Annotated in this window: 22 protein-coding genes; 11 read left to right on the plus strand and 11 right to left on the minus strand. The window is 65.4% G+C overall.

The genetic code is table 11. The features are described from left to right. From ABE960_RS11180 to ABE960_RS11205, 6 genes are all read right to left on the minus strand, one after another. Nucleotides 1-914: retention module-containing protein (locus ABE960_RS11180; RefSeq protein WP_349762361.1), on the minus strand; the 914-nt coding region annotated here is incomplete at its 3' end. A 255-nt stretch (nucleotides 915-1,169) separates the two neighbouring features. Beyond that, nucleotides 1,170-2,621 carry a retention module-containing protein gene (locus ABE960_RS11185; protein WP_349762362.1) on the minus strand — a complete coding sequence of 484 codons (1,452 nt, stop codon included), beginning with the start codon at nucleotides 2,619-2,621 and terminating at the stop codon, nucleotides 1,170-1,172. A 128-nt stretch (nucleotides 2,622-2,749) separates the two neighbouring features. Continuing rightward, nucleotides 2,750-3,244: a response regulator transcription factor gene (locus ABE960_RS11190; protein WP_349762363.1), complete on the minus strand. Its 495-nt coding sequence runs from the start codon at nucleotides 3,242-3,244 to the stop codon at nucleotides 2,750-2,752. A gap of 128 nt (nucleotides 3,245-3,372) precedes the next feature. Beyond that, entirely contained in the window at nucleotides 3,373-4,800 is a 1,428-nt protein-coding gene (locus ABE960_RS11195) for an HlyD family type I secretion periplasmic adaptor subunit (RefSeq protein ID WP_349762364.1), read from the minus strand. Then, complete coding sequence (locus ABE960_RS11200) at nucleotides 4,800-6,971, minus strand: type I secretion system permease/ATPase (RefSeq protein WP_349762365.1); 2,172 nt, start codon at nucleotides 6,969-6,971, stop codon at nucleotides 4,800-4,802. The genes ABE960_RS11195 and ABE960_RS11200 overlap by 1 nt, the downstream gene beginning before the upstream one ends. 111 nt (nucleotides 6,972-7,082) lie before the next feature. Next, nucleotides 7,083-9,308: a TolC family outer membrane protein gene (locus ABE960_RS11205; protein WP_349762366.1), complete on the minus strand. Its 2,226-nt coding sequence runs from the start codon at nucleotides 9,306-9,308 to the stop codon at nucleotides 7,083-7,085. Between the two features lie 435 nt (nucleotides 9,309-9,743). Here ABE960_RS11205 and ABE960_RS11210 point away from each other — a divergent pair, with 435 nt between their 5' ends. Beyond that, complete coding sequence (locus tag ABE960_RS11210) at nucleotides 9,744-10,025, plus strand: hypothetical protein (protein WP_349762367.1); 282 nt, start codon at nucleotides 9,744-9,746, stop codon at nucleotides 10,023-10,025. 157 nt (nucleotides 10,026-10,182) lie between these two features. Further along, a complete protein-coding gene (gene thiI, locus ABE960_RS11215; RefSeq protein WP_349762368.1) occupies nucleotides 10,183-11,667 on the plus strand; it encodes a tRNA uracil 4-sulfurtransferase ThiI in 1,485 nt (494 codons plus the stop codon). On the opposite strand, the gene ABE960_RS11220 is transcribed toward thiI, so the two are convergent. Beyond that, on the minus strand, nucleotides 11,664-12,362 hold the full coding sequence (locus ABE960_RS11220) for a TVP38/TMEM64 family protein (RefSeq protein WP_349762369.1): 699 nt from the start codon (nucleotides 12,360-12,362) through the stop codon (nucleotides 11,664-11,666). The two genes, thiI and ABE960_RS11220, sit on opposite strands and share 4 nt — an antisense overlap. 425 nt (nucleotides 12,363-12,787) lie before the next feature. Between ABE960_RS11220 and metG the strand changes: the two genes are divergently transcribed. From metG to ABE960_RS11245, 5 genes are all read left to right on the plus strand, one after another. After that, nucleotides 12,788-14,824 (plus strand): methionine--tRNA ligase, encoded by a 2,037-nt coding sequence (metG, locus tag ABE960_RS11225; RefSeq protein ID WP_349762370.1) that lies wholly within the window; start codon nucleotides 12,788-12,790, stop codon nucleotides 14,822-14,824. A gap of 9 nt (nucleotides 14,825-14,833) precedes the next feature. After that, nucleotides 14,834-15,649 carry an RnfABCDGE type electron transport complex subunit B gene (locus tag ABE960_RS11230; protein WP_349762371.1) on the plus strand — a complete coding sequence of 272 codons (816 nt, stop codon included), beginning with the start codon at nucleotides 14,834-14,836 and terminating at the stop codon, nucleotides 15,647-15,649. Nucleotides 15,650-15,656: 7 nt separating this feature from the next. Further along, nucleotides 15,657-16,292, plus strand: a complete 636-nt coding sequence (gene nth, locus ABE960_RS11235) for an endonuclease III (protein WP_349762372.1) — start codon at nucleotides 15,657-15,659, stop codon at nucleotides 16,290-16,292. Between the two features lie 88 nt (nucleotides 16,293-16,380). Further along, on the plus strand, nucleotides 16,381-17,139 hold the full coding sequence (locus tag ABE960_RS11240) for a YdcF family protein (protein ID WP_349762373.1): 759 nt from the start codon (nucleotides 16,381-16,383) through the stop codon (nucleotides 17,137-17,139). A gap of 62 nt (nucleotides 17,140-17,201) precedes the next feature. Then, complete coding sequence (locus ABE960_RS11245; protein WP_349762374.1) at nucleotides 17,202-17,471, plus strand: hypothetical protein; 270 nt, start codon at nucleotides 17,202-17,204, stop codon at nucleotides 17,469-17,471. A 91-nt stretch (nucleotides 17,472-17,562) separates the two neighbouring features. Here the strand turns inward: ABE960_RS11245 and ABE960_RS11250 are convergent, their stop codons facing one another. Together ABE960_RS11250 and ABE960_RS11255 are read right to left on the minus strand one after the other, a co-directional pair. After that, on the minus strand, nucleotides 17,563-18,498 hold the full coding sequence (locus ABE960_RS11250) for a sulfurtransferase (RefSeq protein ID WP_349762375.1): 936 nt from the start codon (nucleotides 18,496-18,498) through the stop codon (nucleotides 17,563-17,565). Nucleotides 18,499-18,618: 120 nt separating this feature from the next. Then, nucleotides 18,619-19,296, minus strand: coding sequence for a glutathione S-transferase family protein (locus ABE960_RS11255; RefSeq protein ID WP_349762376.1), 678 nt, complete (start codon nucleotides 19,294-19,296; stop codon nucleotides 18,619-18,621). Between the two features lie 209 nt (nucleotides 19,297-19,505). Between ABE960_RS11255 and ABE960_RS11260 the strand changes: the two genes are divergently transcribed. The 4 genes from ABE960_RS11260 to ABE960_RS11275 are packed head-to-tail and all read left to right on the plus strand — an operon-like array spanning nucleotide 19,506 to nucleotide 24,909. After that, nucleotides 19,506-19,877, plus strand: coding sequence for a response regulator transcription factor (locus tag ABE960_RS11260; RefSeq protein WP_349762377.1), 372 nt, complete (start codon nucleotides 19,506-19,508; stop codon nucleotides 19,875-19,877). Further along, on the plus strand, nucleotides 19,877-21,946 hold the full coding sequence (locus ABE960_RS11265) for a 3'-5' exonuclease (RefSeq protein WP_349762378.1): 2,070 nt from the start codon (nucleotides 19,877-19,879) through the stop codon (nucleotides 21,944-21,946). The genes ABE960_RS11260 and ABE960_RS11265 overlap by 1 nt, the downstream gene beginning before the upstream one ends. Next, nucleotides 21,943-22,137, plus strand: a complete 195-nt coding sequence (locus tag ABE960_RS11270; protein WP_349762379.1) for a hypothetical protein — start codon at nucleotides 21,943-21,945, stop codon at nucleotides 22,135-22,137. Before ABE960_RS11265 ends, ABE960_RS11270 begins: the two co-directional genes overlap by 4 nt. 6 nt (nucleotides 22,138-22,143) lie before the next feature. Next, a complete protein-coding gene (locus ABE960_RS11275) occupies nucleotides 22,144-24,909 on the plus strand; it encodes an ATP-binding protein (RefSeq protein WP_349762380.1) in 2,766 nt (921 codons plus the stop codon). 9 nt (nucleotides 24,910-24,918) lie between these two features. On the opposite strand, the gene ABE960_RS11280 is transcribed toward ABE960_RS11275, so the two are convergent. Continuing rightward, a complete protein-coding gene (locus ABE960_RS11280; protein ID WP_349762381.1) occupies nucleotides 24,919-26,049 on the minus strand; it encodes a DUF294 nucleotidyltransferase-like domain-containing protein in 1,131 nt (376 codons plus the stop codon). Nucleotides 26,050-26,281: 232 nt separating this feature from the next. Then, the gene (locus ABE960_RS11285) at nucleotides 26,282-26,599 is read right to left on the minus strand and encodes an HlyU family transcriptional regulator (RefSeq protein WP_349762382.1); all 318 of its coding nucleotides are present in this window, start codon (nucleotides 26,597-26,599) and stop codon (nucleotides 26,282-26,284) included. Nucleotides 26,600-26,622 lie beyond the last annotated feature (23 nt).

Consider the following 26,622-nt stretch of genomic DNA (forward strand, 5'->3'; position numbering starts at 1 on the left):
GCAAAGTCACCGGAAGTGGACAGGTCGTGATCGATCGGCTGAAGCTGCGTCAGCGTCACGACGCCACCGGCATCGACGTCAATGGTAAAGACAGTATTGCCGTCATTGACGATGGCGGTAGTTTGCTCGGTGGAACCAACGATGGTGCCATCGATGTCATGCAGGTAGATGGTGTCATCACCACTGGTCAGGCCGGAATCGACCCCGTTCGGTCCGCCGCTGACCAGGCCGAGGCTGTATTGCCAGGTGATGCTGCCCGCGCCATCGGAACCATAATCGGAACTGTCGACCTGGAAGCCGACCGTGAAGCTGGTTGAATCGCTTCCGGCGCCCTCAATGGTATCGACATCCCCGGTAATCAAGACAATGGGCTGACTACTGATGTTGATGTCGATGCTTGGCTGGCCGTCGACAGGCTCTTCCTCGACAGGCACTTCCTCGGTTTGCCCCTCAATGAACGTCGGCTCGTCGAGAGAGGTCTGGCCGAATTGGAAGGTGAGCGGGTCGAGGTTCTCGACGATGCGGACCAGGCGCACGAAGTCATGGCCGTCGCCCGGCCCGCCGGCGCCAGCGTCGCCACCGGCTGCGGTGGCATCGAGGCCTTCAAGCAGATCACCCGATCCCTGGTCGATGGCCGTGAGCAGGGCTTCGAGGCCCGCGTCCTGAACGCTAGCATCCTCCGCGGCGACCTCCTGGCCGGCGGCGAGCTCCGGCGCCATCACGATCTGCTGGGCACCACTGATCACGGTGGGGCCGGTGTTGTCGCCGAAGTCGAGCTCGACACGGGCGTTATCGGCGGTGACCAGGGTCTCGCCTTCCTGAAGGATGTCACCGACGCTGAGTTCGCGCAGGTTACCATCGGCGTCGCGCGCCCAGGCCTGACCGATGATGGCGATGACTGTTGCAATAGGCATGATGTGGCTCCCAACGTGATGATCATGGTCGGTAGCGTCGCCTCAATGGCTCATTGCCATACGAAAGAACACAACCGATTACGGTTTATGACAGCGACATTACGCAGGATCGTGTCCGACGGGTATTGGACCGATGGACATATCTGATCGGCATCCACATGAATCGCCGTTCTGATCTGCTCGTCATGACGAACGAAGATCAAACGAACAGCGCCCGGCAGGGCCGGGCGCTGTTCCTCCATCATCAGGCACACATCACTCGATCTCGAGCATTTCGTCATCGAGAAGCTGCTGGAGGATACTCTCGTGATAGCCGATGCCTTCGAGCAGAACCCACTGATTGGCGAGATCGAGCCCCCCATCACTGAACTGACCATCGGTACTGATGTGCAGGAGGGTAGCCCCATCGTCGGCAGGCGCCGCCTGGAGATAGGCATCCAGCGTATCGCTCTGCCCATCCCACTGGCTGAGCATGTCACGCAGATCCAGGGAATCCCCCTCGCCCAGCCGATAGCTGGTGACCGATTCATCGTAGTCCGGTACAGGTGCCCTGCCGTCGGCCAGGCTCCAGCTGAGGGTCTCGGCATCGGGTTCTTCGAGACTGCTGGTGGTCACCTCCGGGAGGACATCCAGTGACACCGGCCTGACGGCGAAGGCGCTTTCGTCACCGCTGTTACCCGGACCACTGGATCCGCCCAGGAAGGCAATGTAGGAAAACGGCTCATCGTGCTCGATGACCACGAGCCCGTCCTGGAATGTCAGGTCCTCCAGGTCGCCCTCCAGAATACGATCGCCATCGGCATCATAGAGATGATAGCTCGCGCCGGAGAACGGTCCGGTCACCTCGACGGAAAGGGTCTGCACCGCCTGAGCCAACTCGAACAGGATGGCCTCATTGGACTCGATGGCGTCGGGATCATCGTTGCCCTGATGGTCGATGGAATACATGCCATCATCGGACATGACGACGAAGGCACTCTGGTGAGGCGCTGCCTTGAGGCTGATGGCATTGGCCATGGTGCCCTGGTTGCTGTTGCCCACGGTATGGCCGGTGGCCGCGAGGATGACAGGCCCATCGGGATCGTCCGGGTCATCCGGGTCATCCGGGTCATCCGGGTCATCCGGGTCATCCGGGTCATCCGGGTCATCCGGGTCATCCGGGTCGTCGGGACCAACGGGGTCGTCGGGATCAACGGCACCAATAACCGGCGTTGCCGGATCCGCGCCCTCACTCGGGGCTGCACCGGTGGGAAGGTCGAGTTCATCGTCTTCGGCGAGCTCATAATCGAAACTGAGCGGAGAGACATTCTCGACGATGCGGGGCAGGCGCACGAATCCATGGCCGCCTTCATCTCCAGCGGCGCCACCGTCGCCACCAAGCCCGGCCGCCGCCGCATCCAGCACATCCAGCAGGTCAACGGCGGGATCCTGCAGGGCCGCCAGTAATGCCTGCAAAGGCCCACTGTTCTCGATATCGGTGTTGACCAGCCCCGTGGCCAGGGTCTCGTCAATAGCCACTTCCTGACCGCCATCGACGAGAATCGGATCGCCTTGCCCCGGGAAGCTGAGGATGACTCTGGCACCTTCCTCGGTGACCAGGGTCTCGCCCGGCTGAAGGGTATCGCCCACGCGCAGCTCGCGGAGCTGGCCGTCATCACCCCGTGCCCAGGCACGCCCAAGGAGCATAAGCAGTGTCGCTGTGTTCATGGCGAGTCCTCCCTATCAAGGCGAGTCACGACATATTCATGACCCCAGTTCCTTACTTGCCAGTTCTTTACTTGATAATGGAGGTAAACGAGGGCAAAAACATTGGCCTGATGGACAATCCGAGAGGATCATTGACCTGGATCAGTCACTCGCGCGTCCTGGCGGGAAATCCTGAGGATCATCTGCAGGCGATCACGGACTCCGAGCTTGCGAAATATCGCGCCGAGGTGGGCCTTGACGGTACGTTCGGTGATATCCAGGCGACGCGCCACTTCCTTGTTGGTCTGGCCTTCCGCCACCGCCAGGGCGACCGCTCGCTCCCGCTCGGTCAGCAGGGCCAGCGCATCTTCCTGGAGACGCGATTCCCCCCCGAGCGCCTTGAAGGCGCCGCCGACCACCTGGGCCAACAACTCGGCCGGGACCCAGATGCCCTGATTGGCGGTGACAAGTTCAACCTGCTGCAGCAGGGGCGCAGGTGAAAGGGCATGGGCATAGCCCCGTGCCCCGGCATCAAGGGCCTGGAAGGCTTCCGCCGAGTTGGGTGTATAGCTGAGCACCCTCAGGATGGCACCCCGCTGGCTGAGGGTAGTGACCAGCGAGGTCCAGCCTTCGAGGTTGCTCATCACCCAGACTCGATCCCCATGCATTACCTGTGCTCGCGCCTGGGACGGCGGCACCCTTATCGCCTGGGGAAAGGCCTCACGCCAGCGAGGGAGCTCGTCACTTCCCTGACAGACAAAAAGCTCAGCCATCATCGTTCTCCCATGGAATTTTCCCAGGCCCGCAGCACAGGCTTGAGAAGGTACTGCATCACGGTGCGCTTGCCGGTCATGATGTCCACCTGGGCCGTCATGCCAGGAATCACGTCCATTTCGCGCTGCAGCCGGGTATCTTCCAGTGTACGAACCCGGACCAGATAAAAGGTATTGCCCTCGTCATCGGTAATGGTATCGGCACTGATAAGGTCGAGCTCGGCCTCCAGCCCGCCATAAATGGCGAAGTCGTAGGCGGTCAGCTTGATGGTCGCCGGCTGGCCGGGGCGCAGGAAGGCGATGTCCTGGGGCGCGATGCGCGCCTCCACCAGCAGGGCATCGTCAGTGGGCACGATGTCGACCACCTCCTGGCCGGGCTGGACCACCCCACCGAGGGTGTTCATGGCCAGACGCTGAACCACGCCATCCACCGGCGAACGGATCTCCGACAGGCGGACCCGGTCTTCGAGCCCGGAGCTGGACTCATCGAGCGCCGCCAGCTCGCCAAGGGTCCGCGAGAGTTCGGTGCGCCACTCGTTGCGGGCTTCCAGCTCCACTTCGCGAAGTTGCGACTGGGCTTCCTCAATGGCCGACTGCAGCCGCTCCACCTGAGCGGCAGCCTGGGTTCGCTCGCCGCTGGCACGGGAGACGTCTCGCCGCAGCCGCAACACATCGACCTCGGATACGGCGCCGGATTGCAGCAGTGGCCGGGTGAGGTTGAGTTCCTGACTGGCCATGCCCAGCTCCCGGGCCGCGGTGTCTCGCCGCGACTGGGCCTCATCGAGCTCGGCGCGACGCTGGGAAAGCCGCTCCTGCAGAATGCTCTGCCTCTCGGACAGCTTCTCGAGACTGTTATCGAAGAGCTCGCGCTCCTGGGCCACGATAGCCGGAGCCTGCTCGACCAGCTGATCCGAGGGGGTGAACGGAGAGCCGGTGGCCAGGGCCCTCAATCGCTCCGCACGCGCCTGCAGGGACTGTGCCGTGGCCCTGTTCTCGCGGAAATTGGCCAGGAACCGCGTGGGGTCGATACGCATCAGCAGCTCACCAGCCTCGACCTGCTGCCCCTCGCGAACCAGGATATCCTGAACCACCCCACCGTCGTAGGATTGCACCCGCTGTAGCTGACTGGAGGGGATCACCCGCCCCGTGCCGCGGGTCACCTCGTCGATGGAGGCGAAGTAGGACCAGGTGATCAAGGCCGCCACGGCCAGCAGCACCACATAGAGAAAGGCCCGAGCCCGAATCGGATCCTGCTGCAGGCGTGCCCAGTCGGCGTCGCTCGCCCAGTCGCGGTTCAGGTGGGCCGAACTGACCCGGCGGGCGAAGAGTCGGTCGATGAAGGGGCGAAACGGCCGGCCACCTGCCTCGGAGAAGCGACCGATGGCCTCGAAGCCCTGCTGTTCGGCGGTCTTGCGGGAGTTGGCCATCAGTTGGCCCTCCCGATCTGGCCCTTGCGCAGGGCCTCCACCACCTTGTCTCGCGGCCCATCGGCCACCACCTTGCCGGCATCGATGACGATGATGCGATCGACCAGCGACAGCAACGAGGTCCGGTGGGAGACGATGATCATGGTCTTGCCCTGACCGTAGGCCTTGAGATTGGCCTTGAAGGCCTCCTCGCTGGCATGGTCCATGGCGCTGGTAGGCTCGTCGAGCAGCAGGATGTTCGGGTCGTGGACCAGGGCTCGGGCGATGGCCACGGCCTGTCGCTGGCCACCGGAGAGCATGTGCCCATGTTCCCCCACCGGCAGGTCGACGCCCTCGGGGTGTGCATTGACCAGGCTATCGAGGCCACTCAGCTTGATGGCCCGCAACAGCGCCTCGTCATCTACCCCGTCGCTGCCACCACCGGCGATGATGTTGTCGCGCAGCGAACCGAAGAACAGGCTGACGTCCTGGGGCACGTAGCCGATATGGCGACGAAGCTGCAAGGGATCGAACTGGCGGATGTCAACGTTGTCGATCATCACCGAGCCGGCCGTGGGCTGGTAGAGCCCCAGCAGCAGCTTGTTGAGGGAGGTCTTGCCACACCCCACGCGCCCCAGAAACGCCACCTTCTCGCCCGGCTCGACCTTGATCGTGACGCTGGCAAGAACATCGCGTTCCGTATCGGGGTAGCGTAACGACACCTTGTCGAAATGGATCTCGCCGCGCACCACCGGGCGGTCGATGAAGGTCTTGCCATCGGGACGCTCCACCGGGCGCTCCATCACCGCATTGAGCGACTGCAACGCCGTGGAGGACTGGTGGTACTGCGCCAGCAGCGCCGCCGCCTGGCTGATCGGGGCCATGGCCCGAGATGACAGCAGGTAGGCGGCAATCAGCCCCCCCTGGGTCAGGTTGCCCTCGATGATCTGGTAGACCCCGATGATGATCACGCACACCGCCACGCTGTGCTGAGCCCAGAGGGCGACGCTGGAGACCGAAGAGCTGACCAGGCGCAGCTGTGCGGAAGTGCGTGACAGGAAGGCAGAGGCCTTCTCCCAGCTCCCCTGGATGCGGCTCTCGGCCCGCAATGTCTTGACCGTCTCCAGGTTGGAGAGGGATTCGACCAGGGTGGCGTTGCGCTGGGCCCCCACCCTCCAGGTGGTCTCGGAAAGCTCGTGGAGCTTGCCCTGGGCCGCCATGGCATAGAGCAGCACGAAGACGATGCCCACCAGCACCGGGATCACCAGCGGAGGGCCGATCAACGCAATGATTCCCGCGAACATCAGAACGAAGGGCAGGTCGACCAGCGCCACCACCGTGGCCGAACCGATGAAGGCCCGCACCGACTCGAAGGACTGCAGGGTGGCCGCGAAGGACCCGGTGGAGGCCGGACGAGCCTCCATGCGCAGCCCCAGTGCCCGGGCCATGATCGACGACGACAGCTTGACGTCGGCACGACTGGCGGCCAGGTCGACGAAGGCGTTGCGCATTAGCCGCAGGGCCAGGTCGAAGCACAGCACGATGAAGATGCCGGCCGCCAGCACCCAGAGCGTCTCGGTGGCATGGTTCGGCACCACCCGGTCGTAGACATTGAGCACGAACAGGGGCATCGCCACCGCGAAGAGGTTGATGACCACCGAGCCGGCGATGACGTCGCGGTATAGCTTGCGGTTCTCGCGGATCACACCCCAGAACCAGTGGCGCGATCGCTGGCGGTTGACCTGGGGTCCGCGAGCATCAAATTGGAAGCGCGGACGCACGTAGATGGCCTGGCCACTGTAGCTCGCCTGCAGTCCATCCAGGTCTACTTCGGTCTCGGCCTCGCCCAGTTCGGGAAAGATCACCCTGGCGCGGCGCGCCTTGAGATCGAGGGCCAACAGCACGCAGGCACGTCCAGACTCGAGCAGCAGCACAGCGGGGAATAGGGCAGGATTGAGCTGAACCAGTCGACTCTGGATGATTCTGGCGGTGAGCCCTGCGCGGGACGCAGCGCGGGCAAAGACACCGGGGGTCAAGCGACCTTCCTCAAGGGGCAGGCCAGCGGTCAGCGACTCGGCAGTGACCGCGCGGTCATGAACCAGAGCGATGGCCTGCAGGCATTCGAGCAACTCGTCATGCACAGCCGACCGGGAGGGCCCCGGTCCCGAGTCAATATCTTCTTTCTGCGACACAACCACCTCTACAATCGATACGCCCCGCCGTGGTCACGGCGGGGCGAAAAATACCGGCAGGCGCGCCTGCCGGAGACCATCATCATGGTCAGCCAATCACCACTCAGCCACTCAGCCACTCACCACATAGCTTCCGTTGTATCCCATGGCCGCCAGCTGCTGACGTAGTGGCTGCATCATGTCGGGGTCGTCGATCGGACCCAGTTGGACACGATGGAAATTCCCGGTGGAGTCAAGCCTCACGGGAAGATCAAGCACGCTGCCCAGGCGCTCACCCAGGCCGCTGGCACGCTCCTCGCTGGCCAGGGCAGCCACCTGCAGGAAGCTCCCCTCCCGACGCTCCAGTGCCACCGGCTCGGCGACACGGGCGTCCACCTCGCTGTAGAGGCCTACCGGTGCGGCGGTCCAGTCCGCATCCATGTTGCTGACCAGCGCAGGGGTGGCGTCATTTCCATCGAAGTCGTACCCGGTCAGATCGAGGTTCTCACCGACACGCTCCAGTGTCACCTCGACACGACGATTCTGGCGGCGTCCTTCCACCGTGGCATTGCTGGCCACCGGCTGACGTGAACCATAGCCGCGAGTCTCGATCAGGCCCCGGTCGACACCCCTGCTCACCAGGTAGCCCGCCACGCTGTCGGCGCGCGCCTGGGAGAGCGGATCATTGATGGCGTCATTGCCGGTGATATCGGCATGCCCGGCGATGAACACTCGCGTGATGTTGTTCATGCCACGGATCTTGGAGGCCAGGTCGTCGAGCTCACCACGGGCATTGCTGCTGAGTTCGGCGCTGTTGATCTCGAACAGGGCATCGGCGGAAAGGGTGACATCCGGTGCTCGGGTCGGGGCCTCGATGCCACCGGTGAAGTCGGCCAGGGTGAAGCCCAGGGGCCCCTGGGCCGGGCAGGTCACCTCGGGGTTGATCTCCACCCCGTCGCTGCCGAGTTCGGCCAGGGTCGGCACGTCTTCGCGCCGCACTTCCAGCGCCTGCATCAGCTGGCCCATGGCAGCCAGGGTGCGGGCATCGGCCAGGGACACATCATACTGCGCATTGGCGTAGGCCCTGCTGGCCTCGAAGTACTCGTTCTCGCTATCCAGCACATCGAGCAGGGTCCGCTCACCGATATCGAACTGCTGCTGATAGGCACCCCGGACCCGGTCGATGGTCTGGCGATGGTCGTTGAGATACTGCAACTGCTCGCGCAGGCGCTGGGTATCGTTGAAGGCGATCTGGGTGGTCTGGCGCACGTCGACGCAGGCCTTGTTGCGCAGGTCGATGGCCTGTTCGACCCGGTCGCTGGCGGCACGGAAGGAGGCCAGGTCGCTGCCACCGCGATAGAGGTTCATGCTGGCCACCAGCTCGATGCTGTGGCGATCCCGATAATCGCCGTCGGCGACCACGTCATAGCTGCCGTCACTGTTCTCGTAGGTGCCGGTGCTACCGCGAAGATCGAGCCGCGGCTGGAAGCCCGAGCGAGTCCCGCGCTGCTCGGCGCGGGTGGCCTCGATGTTCTCGATGGCAGCATGGAACTCGGGATTGCCCTGGAAGGCCAGTTCGAGTGCCTGGCTGACATCTGCAGGCAAGCGCTCATCCATCTGCGGAGGCGGAGCCAGGTCGTCGGCCGGGAGGTTGCCGACGATACGCTCATAACGGGCCGTCACATCATGGAGGTTGGAGGCCTCGGTCATCAGGTTCGATTCGGCCAGCGCCAGGCGGCCACTGATCTGTTCCAGATCGACGCGTCGCCCCGCTCCCGACGCCACCCGCTCCTCGATCTGGTTGAACACTCGCAGGTGCTGGCGATAGTTCTCCTGGGCCAGGCCCACCAGTTCCCGATAGCGCTGAACGTCCAGATAGGCGCGGGTTGCTCCAAGAGCCACCTCTTCGCTAGCACCCAGCAACTCGTAGTATCTCACCAGCTCGGCACGGTCGAGACGCTCGACCTCGCTGCTGGTGGCGAGGCCGTCCCAGAGCATCTGGGTGATGGTCAGTTCGGCATAGCTGGTGTCGTAGCTGCCTCGCGCGTCGAGTTCGCGATCTTCGAGGCCGATGCCGGCGGAAACATCGACGCTGGGCAGGTAGTTGCCCCAGGCCACGCCGGTATCATTTCCGGCCGCTCGGAGGCCGTTCCATGCGGCCCTGACCTCGGGATTGGTCGAGATCGCCCGCTGGACGACCTGGCGCAGATCTGTGCTCCCGGGCGACGACAGGCCCGGCGGCAGCGACTGGGCCACCGCCGCGACGAGCGGCAGCAGCGTCAGGGAGGCGCCCATGGCAACGGTGCCGGCGAGACGGCGGACGTGGGCGATGTTCACGGGATCGGCGTTGAGTTTCATGAGTTTTCCCTTGCGTGGGGGTGGCGACATGCCCGCAGTACGGACGGCGCTGCCAGGCGATGAGGTCTTCTTCCTGTCGTGACTCTTCTTCGTGTCGTAACAAGGCGCCTCGCCCCATGCGGGTAAATGGCGCTTTGCTCTTTCAAGGGCTGATGTCGCGTCCCCGAAATACTCCGTTGAACCAGCCCAGAAACGGCAGAAGTCAACAGACGCCTCATGGCTTTGCATGATGTGTCTGTTTGTAATGCAGAGTAATCTAATAGCGGGATTTTTTCACTGTGAAGATTGACAGATGCCGGGGAATGACCAAAAAGGCTTGATACAGGTCACGGTTTGCGAGCCGACGGTGCGAGCCGTCACGCGGCACGCTCGCCGGCAAACGTGGTATCGTCTTCTCGATCCCCGAAACGGCATGGTTACCCCAAGGAGAACGGCATGGCCTCATCGGAAATCCAGAAGACCCGCGTGATCAACGAGCTGCGGGGCTTCATCAAGAAACTCCTGCAGGATCCGAAGATCCTCGAGCAGTCACTGGAGATCACCAGACGCCAGCTCAGTGAGCCGGGTCAGGGCGATGTGATGGCCCGGATCGCCAACGAGATCTCCGACACGACCAGCGTGCACATCCCCGAGGATCCCGAGGAACACTCCGAGGCCGACCGGCTCTTCCTGGAGCTGCTCAAGGAAGTCGCCCGAGAGGAACAGGCGCTCTACTGAGGCCACCGCCACGACTCGATCCTCTTGACCAGGCCCGGCCCTTGTACCCACAGCCCTCAGCCGGGCCTGGTTGTCGAGCCCTCTCCGGCCCGGGACCGTGCGAGCCGAACCTGCGCTTGATAGAATGGCGTCACATCGTGACTGCTGCTCCCTGCGAATGACCTATCTGCTCAAGCTTCATCCCGAGATCACCATCAAGTCCCGTTCCGTCCGCCAGCACATGACCCGCTGCCTGGCCAGCAATGTGCGCAACACCCTGCGACAGCTGGATGAGGGCGTGCGGGTCAAGGTGGGCTGGGATGCCTTGCGCGTCCGCCTCCCGGAGACGCTTGCTCCCGAAAGGGAGCGCGAACTGGAAGAGGCTCTGACGCGGATCCCCGGCATCCATGAGGTGCTGGCCACCGAGGAGGTTCACTGCACCTCACTGGCACAGGCCGCCGACTGGATCGTGCCCCACTGGAAGGCGGCGATCGCCGGACGCCGTTTTCGGGTCCGCGCCAAGCGCCGCGGCGACCATGCCTTTTCCTCCATGGACCTGGAGCGCCACCTCGGCAGCGCCCTGCTGGCGGCCGAACCCTCGGCCACGGTGGACCTGAAGCATCCCGAGGTCGTGGTATCAATGGAACTGACCCGGCATCGGCTGCAGCTGATCCGCTCGCGTAGCCCGGGCCTCGGCGGCTATCCACTGGGGGTACAGGGCGAGGCGTTGGCACTGGTCTCGGGAGGCTTCGATTCCCCGGTCGCCGCCTGGCGCATGCTTCGCCGCGGCATCAAGACCCACTTCCTGTTCTTCAACCTGGGCGGACCGGCCCATGAGACGGGGGTGAAGGAGGTCACCCACCATCTCTGGCAACGCTACAGCGCCTCGCATAACGTCGACTTCACCTCGGTGCCCTTCGAGCCCGTGGTCGGAGAGATCCTGCGCAGCATTCCCGACGGCCTGATGGGGGTGATCCTCAAGCGCATGATGGTGCGGGTGGCCAGCCGTATCGCGGCCCGGTCGGGCATCCCGATGCTGGTCACCGGGGATGCCATCGCCCAGGTCTCCAGCCAGACCCTCACCAATCTGGCAGTGATCGATGCCGCCAGCGAACGGCCGATCCTGCGCCCGCTGGTCACCGAGGACAAGCAGGAGATCATCGACACGGCGCGCCGCATCGATACCGCACGGTTTGCCGAGCAGATGCCGGAGTACTGTGGCGTCATCTCGCGTCGTCCCCATACCAGTGCCCCCACCGACCTGGTGCTGGCCGCCGAGGCCGACTTCGATTTCACGGTACTGGATGCCGCCGTCGAGGCCGCCACCGTGACTCGCGCCAATCGCCTGATGGAGGAGCATCGAGCGCCCGGTGAAGTGACCGTCGTCGACTCCCCGGCGATCCTCGCCGAAATGCCGGCGGTCAGCGTCATCGACATCCGCCCGCCGGACGAGTGCGAGGCGGTGCCCCTCGAACTGGACGACGTGCCCTGCCTGGAGATCCCCTTCTACGAGCTCCAGGACCAGGCCCAGACGCTGCCCGACGACCGCGAGTACCTGCTCTACTGTGACCAGGGCGTGATGAGCCGCATGCAGGCATTGCACCTGGCCGACCGCGGACTGGCACACTTCGGGGTCTATCGCCGCACGGCGACGCCGGGCTAGTGAGGGTGCCGAAGGTGATCGACGAACGTCCGCCAGCGCTTCGGCAAGGGTATCCAGCCGGCATCGACCATCCTCGGCAGCGCGACCAGCAGGCAGATGACCACCAGACCTGTCGCTATCGCCCAACCGCTGTCGATGGCGATGCCCTTCCCGGCCAGCACGTATATCAGCGTCATGGGCGACATGCCCAGGGCACTCGCTATCAGGAAGCGGGCAGTGGTGAGCGCCGTGAGACCCGCCGCATAGCTGATCAACGCGAAGGATACGACGGGAATCAACCTCGCCAGCAGCACCATGCCGAAGAGGATGTCCTGTGGACACTCGGGGAACAGCGCGACGTGCCCATGGAAGAGTCGTTCGATGACCGGCATCCCCACCCATCGGGCGATCCAGAAACTCAATCCGGCCCCCACCAGGGCCCCGATCATGCTGATCATGAAAGCCAGGAAGGGCTCATAGAGCATCCCCGCCGCCACGCTGACCACCATGGTGGGAATGGGGCCGACCACCACGGTGAGCGCCATTACCCCCGCCAGCACCGGCGGACCCCAGGGCCCCAGGGTCCGACTCAGCTCCTCCAGGCGACCGACTTCGATGAAGCCCGACCGGTAGAGCCAGACGCCCAGGGCCACCAGCCCCGCCAGCAATACCCCTGCCAGCAGTGCGTTCTTCCAGTGGCCTGGCCTGATGTGCATCTTCGCCATCCCTCTACCCCAGCTCGGCCGCCTCATGGCGGGTAACGATCGACACGACAGCAAGGAATTGCATTCCCTGAATATATTCCTGAAAGGTATTGCTGAAGGTATTACTGAAGGTATTACTGAAAAGTATTTCAAACGTCTCGCTGGTCAGCATCTGCCGGGGGCAGTGTCTCGACACCCTGGCATTCTCCTCTTCCCTGGCATTTTCCTCCAGAGGCGAGTCCGGCCGACAGGGGGGGCGACACCCCAGGCAGGCGACCCGAGGTCCGCCGAGCCCTCGTCACCGGGCGGGTGCAGTGGAAGACGAAGATGCTACAATCGTGACCTTGTTTCACGGACATTTCGTATGGCGGCCTCGACTTCGCCCCGGCGTCGAGTCGGCCGCCATGTACCACGCTTACGGGAACCTCTGATCCACCATGTCGAATACCGCCCCGCGCAAGATCCTGGTCACCAGCGCCCTGCCCTATGCCAACGGCGCCATCCACCTGGGCCACCTGCTGGAGTACATCCAGACCGACATCTGGGTGCGCTTCCAGAAGAGTCGCGGCCATGAATGTCACTACGTGTGCGCCGACGACGCTCACGGCACTGCCATCATGCTTCGCGCGGAGCAGGAGGGCATCACCTCCGAGGCGCTCATCGAGCGGGTCTCTCGCGACCACCAGACCGACTTCTCCCGCTTCGGGGTGGCCTTCGACAACTACCACTCGACCCACTCCGAGGAAAACCGCCACTTCAGCGAACTGATCTATACCCGGCTGCGAGACAAGGGGCACATCGCCACCCGCGACATCGAGCAGATGTTCGACCCGGCGAAGGGGCTCTTCCTGGCCGATCGCTTCATCAAGGGCACCTGCCCGAAGTGCAAGACCGAGGACCAGTACGGCGACAACTGCGAGGCATGCGGGGCCACCTACACCCCGGCGGAGCTGATCGACCCGGTCTCGGCGATCTCCGGCGCCACCCCCGAGGTGAGAAGCTCCACCCACTACTTCTTCAAGCTGCCGGACTTCGCCGACTTCATGAAGGCCTGGATCGACGATGACCACGTCCAGCCGCAGATTCGCAACAAGCTGATGGAGTGGTTCGAGTCGGGGTTCAACGAGTGGGACATCTCCCGCGACGCCCCCTACTTCGGTTTCGAGATCCCCGATGCACCAGGCAAGTACTTCTACGTCTGGCTCGACGCGCCGATCGGCTACCTGGCGAGCTTCAAGAACCTCTGCGAGCGCCAAGGGCTGGACTTCGACGCCTATTGGGTCCCCGACTCCGACGCTGAGGTCTACCACTTCATCGGCAAGGACATCGTCTACTTCCACGCGCTGTTCTGGCCGGCCATGCTGCACGGGGCCGACTTCCGCACCCCCACGGCCGTGAACTGCCACGGCTTCGTGACGGTGAACGGCGCCAAGATGTCCAAGTCCCGCGGCACCTTCATCAAGGCGGCCACCTACGCCGACCACCTGAATCCCGAGTACCTGCGCTACTACTTTGCCGCCAAGCTGACTTCCGGAGTCGATGACCTGGACCTCAACCTGGAGGACTTCGCGGCGCGAGTAAACAGTGACCTGGTCGGCAAGGTGGTCAACATCGCCAGCCGATGCGCCGGCTTCGTAAAGAAGCTCGGTGGCGGGCAACTCGCCGCCCACTGCAGCGAGCCCGAGATGGTGGCCCGCTTCATCGCCGCCGGCGACGAGATCGCCGAGGACTTCGAGGCACGCGAATTCGGCCGCGCCATGCGCCGCATCATGGAACTGGCCGACGAGGCCAACACCTACATCGCCGAGAAGGAGCCCTGGGTGCTGGCCAAGCAGGCCGGCCGCGAGCAGGAGGTGCTCGAGATCTGCTCCGTTGGGATCAACCTGTTCCGCCAGCTGATGGTCTACCTGGCGCCGGTGGTGCCGGCCATGGCCGACCAGGCCTGCGACTTCCTCAGGCTCGAGGGTCTCGACTGGCACAGCCGCCACACCCTGCTGGCAGACCACGAGATCGCCAAGTTCAAGCCGCTGATGACCCGCGTGGAGCGGGACAAGATCGAGGCCATGATGGAGGCCTCGAAGGAGGATCTGGTGGAAGAACAGAAACTGAAGGAGGCCGCCAAGGGCCCCCTGGCCGAGGACCCCATTGCCGACGAGATCGCCTTCGACGACTTCGCCAGGGTGGACCTGCGCATCGCCCGCATCGCCAGTGCCGAGTATGTCGAGAAGGCCGACAAGCTGCTCAAGCTGACGCTGGATCTCGGTGGCGAGACACGCACCGTCTTCGCCGGCATCCGCGCTGCCTATGCGCCCGAGGCGCTCGAGGGTCGCCTAACCGTGATGGTGGCCAACCTGGCTCCGCGCAAGATGCGCTTCGGCGTTTCCGAGGGCATGGTCCTCGCCGCCGGCGACGACGAGGGCATCTACCTGCTCGGTCCCGATTCCGGCGCCGAGCCCGGCCAGCGGGTTCGCTGAGCCGCCGTGGTGACGGAGACCGATAGAACAAAGCCTGGAGTCGCGCTGATCGAGGCGATCGATGCCGAATTGCCCCAGACCCAGTGCGGCAAGTGTGGCCAACCCGGCTGCCGCCCCTATGCAGATGCCATCGCCGCCGGCGAGGCCATCAACCGCTGCCCCCCCGGCGGTGAACAGACGGTGGCCCGACTGGCCGAGTTGACCGGTCGCGAGCCGCTGCCCCTGGCCGAGCCCGCACAGTCGCCGCTGGTGGCCTCGATCCGCGAGGCAGAGTGCATCGGCTGCACCAAGTGCATCCAGGCCTGCCCGGTGGATGCCATCCTGGGGGCCTCGAAGCGGATGCACACGGTCATCGCCGAGGAATGCACCGGCTGCGAGCTCTGCGTGGCCCCCTGCCCCGTGGACTGCATCGACCTGCTGCCCCACCCATCCTGGCAGGCCGCCGACACCGACGAAGAGCGCGATGCCTACCTGGCACGCCGCGCCACGCTGGGTCGCCGTCGCCATCGCGCCCGACAGCGACGCCTGGCCCGGGAGGCCCGGGAGAAGCGCATGGAGCGCCAGAAGCGGCTGATTCGGCAGCGCCAGCGATCGGACTCGAGCACCTCGGCCGGCGCCGGTCAGCATCGCCAACGCCAGATGGCCGTCAAGGCGGCGGAGCAGGCGCTGCGCCGGGCTCGCCAGCAGATGGCCCACGCCGAACGCCAGGGAGCGGCGGCTGCCATCGAAGCGGCAGGTCAGCAGGTCGAAACCGCCCGTCGACTCCTCGACGACGCTCGAGCGGCCCTCCAAGACGCCTCACTCCACCAGGCCTCCTCCCGATGAGCCGAACATGAACGCCCACAAACGCCACGAGATCTTCACGCGGCTTCGCGACCACAATCCCGAACCGACCACCGAACTCGTCTGGAGCACTCCCTTCGAACTGCTCACCGCCGTGCTGCTCTCGGCCCAGGCCACCGATGTGGGCGTCAACAAGGCGACGGCCCGCCTCTTCCCGGTGGCCAACACCCCCCAGGCCATCCTCGACCTGGGGATCGACGGCCTCAAGGAGCACATCCGGACCATCGGCCTCTACAACACCAAGGCCGAGAACCTGATGAAGACCTGCCGGATCCTGGTCGAGCAGCATGGTGGCAAGGTCCCCCGTACCCGACAGGCCCTGGAGGCGCTGCCGGGGGTGGGCCGCAAGACGGCCAACGTGGTCCTCAATACCGCCTTCGGTGAGCCCACCATCGCCGTGGACACCCACATCTTCCGTGTGGCGAACCGCACCGGAATCGGCAGGGGAAAGGACGTGGTCGAGGTGGAGAGGAAGTTGCTTCGTCATGTGCCCAGGGAGTTCCTGAAGGATGCTCACCACTGGCTGATCCTGCACGGGCGCTACACCTGCCTGGCACGCAGGCCTCGCTGCGGCAGTTGCGTCATCGAGGACCTCTGCGAGTTCAAGGACAAGGTCGACCTGTAGGTCGAGCCGGCAGTTCATGCGCCACACCGGGCGCTCTGCTAATGTGACCTGCATCGTGAATGCGGGACGATAAGAGGCCCCAACCGCCATGGCGATATTCAAGATCATGCTGCTCCCTCCTCTGGCCAATGTGCTGCTGGCGCTGCTGGGCATCATGCTGTGGTCGCGGATGCGGCTGGTGGGCGGCCTGCTGGTATTGCTCGGCCTGGGCGGGCTGCTGGTCCTTGCCACACCGGTGGCCAGCCACGCCTTGCGCCAGGGACTCGAACCGCCCGCGCTGGTCGGTGCGAGCCAGCTACGGGAGGCCCAGGCCATCGTCATCCTGGGGGGTGGTCGCGACTATGACGCCCCGGAGTTCGGCTGGGGTGACGCCCCGGCCAATGCCAGCTGGCGACGGCTGGCCTATGGCGCCCACCTGCACCGTCAGACCCGGCTGCCGATCCTGGTCAGCGGCGGCCGGGGTCATGACGAGCACAGCGCCGAGGCGAGCCTGATGGCCGCGGCGCTGCGCGAGGTGTTCAAGGTGCCGGTACGCTGGATGGAGGGACGCAGCAGCGATACCGCGGAAAATGCTCGCTATACCGCCGAGATGCTGGGCGCGGACGGCATCGATCACGTCGCACTGGTCTCCCAGGCCTGGCACCTGCCCCGGGCGGTGGCAGAGTTCGAGCGCGCCGGCCTGAGCGTGACGGCCGCCCCCACCGAGTTTGCCAGTCCGCCGCAAGGCGGCATCGACGACTGGCTGCCCCGCGCCTACCACCTGCACCAGAGCACCCGCGCCCTGCACGAGTGGCTGGGACGTGCCGAACTGGCCCTTCGAGACCACCTGCTGCGTCGTGGCGACTGACCCCGACGGGGCCCCATTCAGGCGGACACGACCTGCCTTTCACCCTCGGCAAGAGACTCGACATGCTGGACCTGCTGCTTCCCCTGAGCCTGTCGGCCGCCTTCGGCGCGTTCGTCGGCTTGTTGTTCCGCCTGACACGGCTGCCTGGACGAGAGCGACCGCTGCGCTTCCCGATCGTGGGCCTGGCCGCCGGCATCACGGACTTCTTCATCCACCTGGTGCTGAACAGGGTGACCGGCGCGCCGCTCTGGTTGCTGCCGGTACTGGTGGTCCTCCAGGTCTGGCTATGGCTGGGGCCGCTCGGGCCGAAGACCGATCGGCATCGGGACTGAACGAAAACAGCGCCTGATGAACATCACAACGCAAGCCGCCGCGGCAAGGCCGCGGCGACAATCACTGCTGAAACCCGACTCGAAACGACGGCTAGTCGAGCACCCGGTCGGCAAATGCCAGCGGGAGACTCTTGTCCCGTGTCCACTCGGCCATCGAGCCGTCATAGAGGCTGACGTTGTCGAAGCCGGCAATCTCGCTGAGCACGAACCAGTCGGTGGCCGCCCAGTGACCCGTATTGCAGAAGGCCACGGTCGGTGCTTCGCCATCCAGCTCGGCCTCGTTGATACGCGAACCTAACACCGCGGTATCCAGGTACCAGGCCTGCTGGCGCTGTGTCAGCAGGCGATGGTACGGCAGGTTACGTGCGCCGGGAATGGTGCCGGGGGCCGCAGCCGCGGGGGACTGGTTCTCGCCGCGGAAGTAATCCGCCGGACGGGCATCCACCAGCTGCGCCTGACTCTCCCGGGCGGCCTGCACTTCCTCGGTAGTGGCGATCAGCGTCTCGTCCAGCTCACCCTGGAAGTCTGCCGCTTCGGGTTGGACGGTCGCACCACTGGCCACCTCGTGTCCCTGGGCCTGCCAGCCGGCGAAGCCGCCATCGAGTATCGCCACCTCCTCATGCCCCAGCACCTTGAAGGTCCAGTAGACCCGGGCGGCACTGCCGAAATCGGTGGCGCCGGTGCCGGCGGGCACGATGACCATGGTGTCATCGTTGTCGATACCGAGGCCGCCGATCAGCTGTTCGAGGCTCGACAGCGACGGCAACAGACCCGCCACGCCGTCGCGAGCCTCGCGCCAGCCGGCGTCGGTATAGCTGCTGTAGACGCTGCCGGGAATATGCGACGCATCGAAGCTGGAACGATCGCCGCCGTCGTCGATCCCGGAGCGAACATCCAGCACCACCAGGTCCTCACTGCCGAGGCGCTCGACGAGCCAGCCGGCCTCGACCAGTGGATCGACATCGGCGGCGGATGCCTGAGCGGCCCCTGCCAGCAGGCCCAGCCCCATGAACACGGACTTGATCATGTTTCCGACCTCCTTACTAGGGTATGGAAGCTGACCATTATCCGGACATGTCAGAGGGACATCAATATGATGTATTAAAATAATTAAACAGTTTTTAATTTCGTTAAATTATAAAAAAGATCATGACAACGAGAACTCTCCCCCTGCCTCCACCGCCCTGCGATAGGCCGGACGCAAGCGACAGGCCTCAAGGAAGCCTCTCAGCATAGGATACCCGACCAGCCCTCGGCCGGCCTCGAGGGCCAGCAGCGGGAAGCTCATCTGAATGTCCGCCGCGGTGAAGGCCTCACCGGTGAACCAGGGAGCGTGCTCCAGCTCGGCTTCCCAGTAGTCGGTCAGTAGCCGGATCTGTGGCGCCAGGAACTGCTGCTCCACGCCCCGCGCGAAGAGCCTCCCGATGGGCCTGGCCAGGGCCGGCACCGGCGGCCTGCCAAGGCTCGCGAAGACCAGCCGCATCACCAGCGGCGGCATGGCCGACCCTTCCGCATGGTGAAGCCAGAATCGGTAGCGCTCCCGGGCCTCACTGCCCGCTTCAGGCACCAGCCTCTCCTGTGTATCGAATCGCTCGATCAGGTAATCGATGATCGCGCCGGACTCCGCCACCACCCGACCGCCGCGCGACTCGTCGGTGATCACCGGTGACTTGCCCAGCGGGTGGACCGCGCGCAGCGAGGCGGGGGCCAGCTTGGTGCGAGGATCACGCCGATAGGTGACGACCTTGTAGGCGACTCCCAACTCCTCGAGTAGCCACAGGACCCGTTGGGAACGGGAATTCTCCAGATGATGAACCTTGATCATGCCAATCTCCTAGGCGCCTTCCCCGGGAGCGAGGGGCAATCCCTGCACCCTAGCACGCCCCTGCCAAGCTAGTCTGCTGGCGGGATCATCTCCTGCAAAGGTCGTCTTTGCCAGTATCCGACCGGCCACTAGAATGATCGGAAACACTGCATGAAAGCAGGCACGAAAGACCGCACACGCAGAGACATCACACACATGAGGAGGGCACCATGGCCAAGGTGCTGGTGGTGGACGATGAACCCAACATCGTCCTGTCCCTTGAGTTCCTGATGCAGCAGGCCGGCTTCGAGGTGGACACCGCCGGTGATGGGGAGAGCGCCCTCGCGCGCATCGCCGAGGGTGCTCCCGATCTGCTGCTGCTCGACATCAGCCTGCCCGGCATCAGCGGCTTCGATGTCCTCGAGCGCCTGCGCGCCGACCCGGCCCATGCCCGGCTGCCGATCATCATGCTCACCGCCCATGGACGAGAGGTGGAGCGTGAGAAGGGAATCGCCCTGGGCGCCGACGACTACATCACCAAGCCCTTCTCGACCCAGGCACTGGTAGAGAAGGTCAAGACGCTGCTCGCCGAGGTGTCCTGATGGTGAAGCGTGGCTCACGCCTTCCCCGGCGCCAGCGACTGATCGGACTGTGGCTGCTGCTCAGCGGCATCAGTATCTTCGGTGGCGCGGTGTTCGGCCTGTGGCTGGACAGCATCGCCGGACTCGAGGGCATGGCTCGGCTGTGGCTGTGGCTGGGCTGCTTCTCGGGAGGCGGTACCATCTTCCTGGTCGGCCTGATCCTCGAACGCCAGTTGTTCACTCCCCTGCGGCACCTGCAGGTGCAACTGGCTCGACTGGTGGCCAACCCAGATGCCCGTCAGGACTACCCCCCCGAGGGTTGGCTGAGGGGCCTCGGACCCGACCTGATGCGCGTCCGAGAGGCCTGGCGGGAGGATCGTGACCGCCTGGCCACCGCCCATGCAGAGGGCGCCCGCAGCGCGGCTCGCATCCGTCAGGAACTCGAGACCCTGCTCCAGGTCCTGGACACTCCGCTGCTGCTCTGTGACCACCATCGTCGACTGCTGCTCTTCAACCAGGCCGCCGAGACGCTCTTCGAGGGCCATGCCGGCCTGGGTCTCGGCAAGCGACTCGGCGCCCTGCTTCCGATCGCGAGCCTCGAGGACGCACTGGGTCAGCTACCCGAGGACGGGACACCCCGTGAGATCCTGGTGCCCTGCGACGAGCGCTGGCTGCACGTGGTGCTGCGCCGTGTTCCCCACAGTCACAACGAGACCCTGCTGACCCTGACCGACACCACCGCTGCCTGGTCAAGCGAGATGGGAGCCCGCGCCGAGCTGGCAGAGATGCTGCCGTCCCTGCGGCGCCACAGCGCGAGCCTGACCAGTGCCGCGGACGCCCTCGTCGGCGTCCGCGCGGAGACGCCTGATAGCGCACTCGGCCGGCGGCTGGAGGCCGTGATCGACGAGGAGGGCCAGGCGCTGGGCCGCCAGCTCGAGCACATGGGCCGAGTGATGGAGGACATGCACCGCCAGGGTGAGCGACTGGTACCGCTGTGGTCCAATGACCTCTGGTCCTCGCTCGGCGAACGCCACGGCAAGAACGGGCTGCACATCACGCCCATCGGCATGCCCGCCTGGCTGCAGGGCGACGCCTCGGCACTGCTGGCATTGCTCGATTCGCTGCTCCCCCGGCTGGCCACGCACTCCGGGCACAGCGAGCTCGAGGCCGAAGCCTGCCTGGGCAACCGCCGGGTCTACCTGGACCTGATCTGGCGGGGCCATCCTCTCGGCGAACAGCTGCTGGACGAGTGGCGCGGCGAGCGACTGGACGCCCTGCCGTTCTCACCTCGGGTCGGGGATGTGCTCCGGCAGCACACCAGCGATACCTGGAGCCTGGCCGACGACGACGGCGAGCATGCCCGACTGCGCCTGCCGCTTCCCGCGGCTGACCGGGTCGGTGCCCCCCGCCCGCGCACCCCGCCGCGTCCGGAATTCCACGACTTCGGCATCGCCGAGATGCCGGCCCCGGATACCGAGCTGGCGGCACGCCCCCTGCGGACCCTGGAAGTCGTGGCCTTCGATACCGAGACCACCGGGCTGGAGCTGCGCCGCGGTGACACCGTGGTCAGCATCGGAGCCTGCCGAATCGTCAATAGGCGGCTGCTGGCCAGCGACACCTTCGACCTGAGGGTTGACCCGGGTCGGCCTATTCCCCCTGCCAGCACCGCCATCCACGGCATCACCGATGATGACGTGGCCGGCGCCCCGCCGCTGGGCGTGGCCCTGCCACGCTTCCGCGACTACATCGGCGAGGCGGTGATCCTGGCCCATAACGCGGCCTTCGACCTGCTGGCCATCCAGCCGCCCGGCGGGGGCATCGACTTCAATATGCCGGTCCTCGACACCCTGCTGCTGTCGCGGGCACTGGACGAGAGTCTCGATGGCCACGACCTGGACAGCCTGGCCGACCGCTATGACCTGAGCTTCCCGCCGGGTACTCGCCACACCGCCCTGGGCGATGCACGGGTCACCGCAGAGCTGTGGCTGTCGCTGCTGCCTCGGCTGGAGGCCCGTGGGGTCGAGACCCTGGAACAGGCCCTGGCCCTTCAGGCCAGTGCCCTGGACAAAGAGGACGCCTACGCCTCGTGAACGCACCTCATCAGAGAGAGCGCCTGGTGGCACTGGTCGTGCTGGGGGCGCTGCTGTTCTCCCCACCCCTGCTGCTGATCGCTGACGCGGCGCCGGCCGCACACGGTTGGCTGGTGATATATGTCTTCCTCGCCTGGGGGACGGTGATCGGCCTGATGGCATGGCTGATGGAACGCCGGGAAGAGGACTGACACGACATGCGAAGCGGCCTCGTGGTGCTGCTCCTGGCCTTCGGCTATCTGGCGCTGCTCTTCGTCATCGCGGCCTGGGGAGATCGCCGCGCCGAACAGGGACGTTCGTTGATCGGCTCACCCACCGTCTACGCCCTCTCCATCGCCGTCTACTGCACCGCCTGGACCTTCTACGGAAGCGTCGGTCGTGCGGCGCAGTTCGGCCCCAGTTTTCTGCTGATCTACCTGGGCCCGACCCTGGCGATGCTGATGGCCCCCTTCGTGATCCGCAAGATGGTACGCATCGCCAACGCCCAGCGCCTCACCTCCATCGCCGACTTCATCAGTGCCCGATACGGCAAGAGCTCGAGCCTGGGCGCCCTGGTGACCCTGATCGCCCTGATCGGCATCACCCCCTACATTGCCCTGCAGCTCAAGGCGATCACCGTCAGTCACGCCGTGCTGGTCAACTACCCTCAGGCCGCCGAGCTGCACCTGGCCGACGAGCGATTCTGGACCGACGGGTCGTTCTGGGTCGCCCTGGTGCTGGCGGTGTTCATCATCCTCTTCGGCACCCGCCACCTGGACGCCAGCGAGCGGCACGAGGGCATGGTGGCCGCCATCGCCTTCGAATCGCTGGTCAAGCTGATGGCCTTCCTCTCGGTGGGCATCTTCACCGTCTTCGTGCTGTTCAACGGCCCCGCGGACCTCTTCTCCCGGGTCAGCGAGATGCCCGAGCTCACCCGACTGCTGAGTCTGGAGGCGGTGCCCGGTGGTGCCCTCGGCTGGGTGGGCATGCTGGTGCTGGCCTTCCTGGCCTTCCTCACCCTGCCCAGGCAATTCCAGGTCCTGGTGGTCGAGAACGTCGACGAGCGCCACCTCAGACGCGCCAGCTGGCTCTTTCCGCTCTACCTGCTGGTGATCAACCTTCTGGTCATCCCGATCGCCCTGGCCGGGCTTCTGCTGGGTGATGGTGCCGGCGACCCGGACAGCTTCGTGCTCACCCTGCCGCTCTCCGCAGGCCTCGCGGGGCTGCCACTGCTGGTCTTCATCGGAGGGCTCTCGGCCGCCACCGGCATGATGATCGTCGAAACCATTGCCCTGTCGACCATGGTCAGCAACCAGCTGGTGATGCCGCTGCTGCTGCGCTCGCGTCGGCTCCACCTGAGCACCAGAGGCGAATTCGCCGGCTGGCTGCTGGGCATACGCCGGGTGGCCATCCTGCTGATCCTGCTGCTCGGCTACCTCTACCATGCGCTGATCGGCGAGACCTACAGCCTGGTGACCATCGGCCTGGTCTCCTTCGCCGCGGCGAGCCAGTTCGCCCCGGCGTTGCTGATCGGCATGTACTGGCGCGGCGCCAACCGCCGGGGGGCGGCGCTGGGCATGAGCGTCGGCTTCCTGCTCTGGGCCTGGACCCTTCTGATCCCGGGCTTCGCGCAGTCCGGCTGGCTGGACCCCGGCTTCCTCGAGCATGGCCCCTGGGGCCTTGAGTGGCTGAGGCCCTATGCGATGTTCGGGCTCGAGGGCTGGGACATCTACACCCACTCGCTGCTGTGGAGCCTGGGTGCCAATGTCGGCCTGCTGGTGGGCGTCTCGCTGTTCACCCGCCCGTCGCCGCTGGAGCAGACCCAGGCGGCGCTGTTCACCGAGGCCCTGCGTCCCGGCCTGATGCAGGCCTCACTATGGCAGGGTCAGACCACCCGTGGGGAATTGCGCGCACTGCTGGGCCGCTACCTGGGCGATGCCGCCACCGCCCGGGTCTTCGCCCAACATCCCGGCGCGGCCACCGACGACAGCCAGCCCGCGCCCGCGGCTCTCACCGTGCGTGCCGAGCAGGCCCTGGCCGGTTCGCTGGGCAGCGCCTCGGCGCGGGTACTCACCGACTCGGTGGTGCGCGGCGAGCCCCCCGACCTGGCATCGATTCTCAGCATCCTCGACACGACCTCCGAGACACTTGAGGTCAACCGCCGCCTCGAGCAGAAGTCGACCGAACTGGCCCGCACCAGCGAGGAGCTGCGTGCGGCCAACGACCGGTTGCGTGAGCTCGACCGACTCAAGGATGAGTTCGTGGCCATGGTCAGCCATGAGTTGCGCACGCCGCTCACCTCGATACGCGCCTTCGCCGAGATCCTGCGCGACAATCAGGACCTCCCCGACGAGAAGCGCCGACATTTTCTCGACGTGGTGGTGCGCGAAAGCCAGCGGCTATCGAGGCTGATCGAGGAGATCCTCGATCTGGCCAGGCTCGAGAGCGGGCGCCTGACCCTGGAACCGAAACGCCTCGACCTGGTGACTCTGGTCCACCACAGCGTCGATGCGGTGCAGCGGCTTCAGGAGAACCGCGGCGTCACCCTCGAGGTGGTGATCGGCCCGGAGACCGCCCCTGTCATCGGTGATGCGGACCGCCTCGAGCAGGTGATCATCAATCTGCTCGACAATGCCGGCAAGTTCGCGGCCGATGACGCCCCACGGGTGCTGCTGCGCCTAGATCGCCACAAGGACCACTATCGCCTCGCCGTCGAGGACAACGGCCCCGGCATCTCACCGGATGAGCGCGAACGGGTGTTCGAGAAGTTCCACCAGATCGCGCATCAGGAAAGCGGCGAAACCCGCGGTCGCCCCCGGGGCAGCGGTCTCGGCCTGCCCATCAGTCGCGGAATCGTCGCTCACCTGGGCGGGCGGCTATGGGTCGAGGGGGCGGCGCGCCTGGGCGGCGCCTGCCTGGTGATGGAGCTTCCCCAGGCACCAGCCGAGGCACCAGGAACCGGGGAAGAAATCGCCGAGACATGAGCGCCCGATTCAGGCCGCCCGGCGGGCCTGGCGGATGAGCGAACGGATATCCAGCAGGTCACGACGCAGCAGTCGGCGTTGATCATCTCTCAGGCGAGTGGTGTCCACCCAGCCATCTGGGGAGCGACCCTCGGCAAGTGCCCGGCGCTGCCCCTGCAGCATCAGGGCCTGAAGCCGCTCGAGCGCGGCGGTCAGGGCCTCGGCCCGCTCGGCGGTGATCACCTCCATCATCACCAGCGCCACCAGACGCGAGCGGGTATCTGGCGGCCGCACGCCGTGGCGCAGCGCCAGCAGGCGCACCGCATTGACCAGCGGCAGCATCCCCTGATGCTTGAGGTCGATGGCCCCATCGTGGGGGGCCCCATCACCGTCACCGCTCAGCCGGCCCAGGCGATCCAGCGCCAGTGGCAATTCATCGAGCAGGCTGGCCATCTCGTCGAGGAAGAGGTGCGAGGGAGGCAGTTGTCGTGCCACCTCCTCGGACAGCGCCTCAGCCAGCACCGCCTCGCCGAAGACGGGACGAAAATCAAACAGGATATTGGCCTGCTGGACGCGCTTGACGCGCCGCTCTGCGGTCCATATCTCCAGCTGCGCGCACCACTCCGAGAGCCGCTTTCGCCACATCGGCCAGCGCGCCATGACATGGCCCTGACACAGCGGAATGCCCGCGTCGTCGAGACGCGCCGTGAAACGCTCCCCAAGGGACTGGAAGTAACCGTCGATCTCGGTATGCCGCGCGTCCGGATAGTCGGCGATGATCATGGCGTTGTCCTGATCAGGCGCCAGCAGACTCTCGCCTCGGGCTCCCGAGCCCAGCATCAGCATGCAGAAGGAGGCCGGAGGCGCGCCCCACCCCTGGGCCTGCATCTCCGCAAGAGAAAGGTCGATGGCTCGCCGGTAGAGCCAGTCGTTGTGAGCGCTGATCAGTTGGCAGATGAGCCACGCGGGCAGCTCGAGACGGTCCAGGGCCTCCACCAGTTCGCCCTGCCAGGCGTGGGCCGCGGCGAGCTCGGGATGGGGGCCAAGGCTCTCGAGGGCCTCGCGCAGGGGGTCCAGCAGAGAAGGCCAGGCGGCAGGGTCAGGAAGCGCATCGGCGGCAAAGAGCGATAGCCAGGACGAGGAACGCTGCAACAGGCGCATGAACCCTCCGGGTCATGTCACGGATCGTCTGTCCTGAAGTCTAGCGAACTCGCCCGACGGCGACACGCGGGCGAGAGGAGCAGGCTGGAAGGAAGGTGCCGGCGAGGAATGCGACTCGCCCCCTCACCGGCTTCTGTGATCAACACTCTTCATCGAGCGAGGTCCGTCATCGACGACTGTCATCGACGACTGTCATCGACGCCTGTCATCGATGCTTGCCATCCATAGGGGGTCATCGCGACGAGAAGATGTCGTCGCCCAGCTCGTCAATGAAGCGCTGAGCCTTGCTGACCATCAGCTGGTCACAGTCCTCACGCCCGGACAGCATGTCGGAACGCTCGAAGCGATGCTCCAGCATCTCGCCGACCTGACCCTCCGTCGAGGGAACCGGCTTGCGGATCCAGCCGCTGACACGATATTGCCCCCCCTGGTCGGCGGGTTCGGAAACGATCAGGTAACCCTTGTATTCCACCGGCTCGGCAGCGGGCGCGCCCTTCGGCTCGCCCTCTCCACCACCCCCAAGCAGGCCGGACAGCAGCTTCTTCAGCATGGAACCTCCTGAAATAGAACCCC

The sequence above is a fragment of the Halomonas aquatica genome (genome assembly GCF_040196335.1).
GTDB classification, from domain to species: Bacteria; Pseudomonadota; Gammaproteobacteria; order Pseudomonadales; family Halomonadaceae; genus Halomonas; species Halomonas aquatica.

Bases quoted from the DNA above. Each gene is read 5' to 3' on its own strand.
- ABE960_RS11265 (WP_349762378.1), top strand. From the start codon at position 19,877: ATGGTGAAGCGTGGCTCACGCCTTCCCCGGCGCCAGCGACTGATCGGA.
- metG (WP_349762370.1), top strand. From the start codon at position 12,788: ATGTCGAATACCGCCCCGCGCAAGATCCTGGTCACCAGCGCCCTGCCC.
- ABE960_RS11285 (WP_349762382.1), bottom strand. From the start codon at position 26,599: ATGCTGAAGAAGCTGCTGTCCGGCCTGCTTGGGGGTGGTGGAGAGGGC.
- ABE960_RS11255 (WP_349762376.1), bottom strand. From the start codon at position 19,296: ATGATCAAGGTTCATCATCTGGAGAATTCCCGTTCCCAACGGGTCCTG.
- ABE960_RS11185 (WP_349762362.1), bottom strand. From the start codon at position 2,621: ATGAACACAGCGACACTGCTTATGCTCCTTGGGCGTGCCTGGGCACGG.
- ABE960_RS11205 (WP_349762366.1), bottom strand. From the start codon at position 9,308: ATGAAACTCAACGCCGATCCCGTGAACATCGCCCACGTCCGCCGTCTC.
- thiI (WP_349762368.1), top strand. From the start codon at position 10,183: ATGACCTATCTGCTCAAGCTTCATCCCGAGATCACCATCAAGTCCCGT.
- ABE960_RS11260 (WP_349762377.1), top strand. From the start codon at position 19,506: ATGGCCAAGGTGCTGGTGGTGGACGATGAACCCAACATCGTCCTGTCC.
- ABE960_RS11195 (WP_349762364.1), bottom strand. From the start codon at position 4,800: ATGGCCAACTCCCGCAAGACCGCCGAACAGCAGGGCTTCGAGGCCATC.
- ABE960_RS11210 (WP_349762367.1), top strand. From the start codon at position 9,744: ATGGCCTCATCGGAAATCCAGAAGACCCGCGTGATCAACGAGCTGCGG.
- ABE960_RS11190 (WP_349762363.1), bottom strand. From the start codon at position 3,244: ATGAGCAACCTCGAAGGCTGGACCTCGCTGGTCACTACCCTCAGCCAG.
- ABE960_RS11280 (WP_349762381.1), bottom strand. From the start codon at position 26,049: ATGCGCCTGTTGCAGCGTTCCTCGTCCTGGCTATCGCTCTTTGCCGCC.
- ABE960_RS11220 (WP_349762369.1), bottom strand. From the start codon at position 12,362: ATGCACATCAGGCCAGGCCACTGGAAGAACGCACTGCTGGCAGGGGTA.
- nth (WP_349762372.1), top strand. From the start codon at position 15,657: ATGAACGCCCACAAACGCCACGAGATCTTCACGCGGCTTCGCGACCAC.
- ABE960_RS11275 (WP_349762380.1), top strand. From the start codon at position 22,144: ATGCGAAGCGGCCTCGTGGTGCTGCTCCTGGCCTTCGGCTATCTGGCG.
- ABE960_RS11250 (WP_349762375.1), bottom strand. From the start codon at position 18,498: ATGATCAAGTCCGTGTTCATGGGGCTGGGCCTGCTGGCAGGGGCCGCT.
- ABE960_RS11240 (WP_349762373.1), top strand. From the start codon at position 16,381: ATGGCGATATTCAAGATCATGCTGCTCCCTCCTCTGGCCAATGTGCTG.
- ABE960_RS11245 (WP_349762374.1), top strand. From the start codon at position 17,202: ATGCTGGACCTGCTGCTTCCCCTGAGCCTGTCGGCCGCCTTCGGCGCG.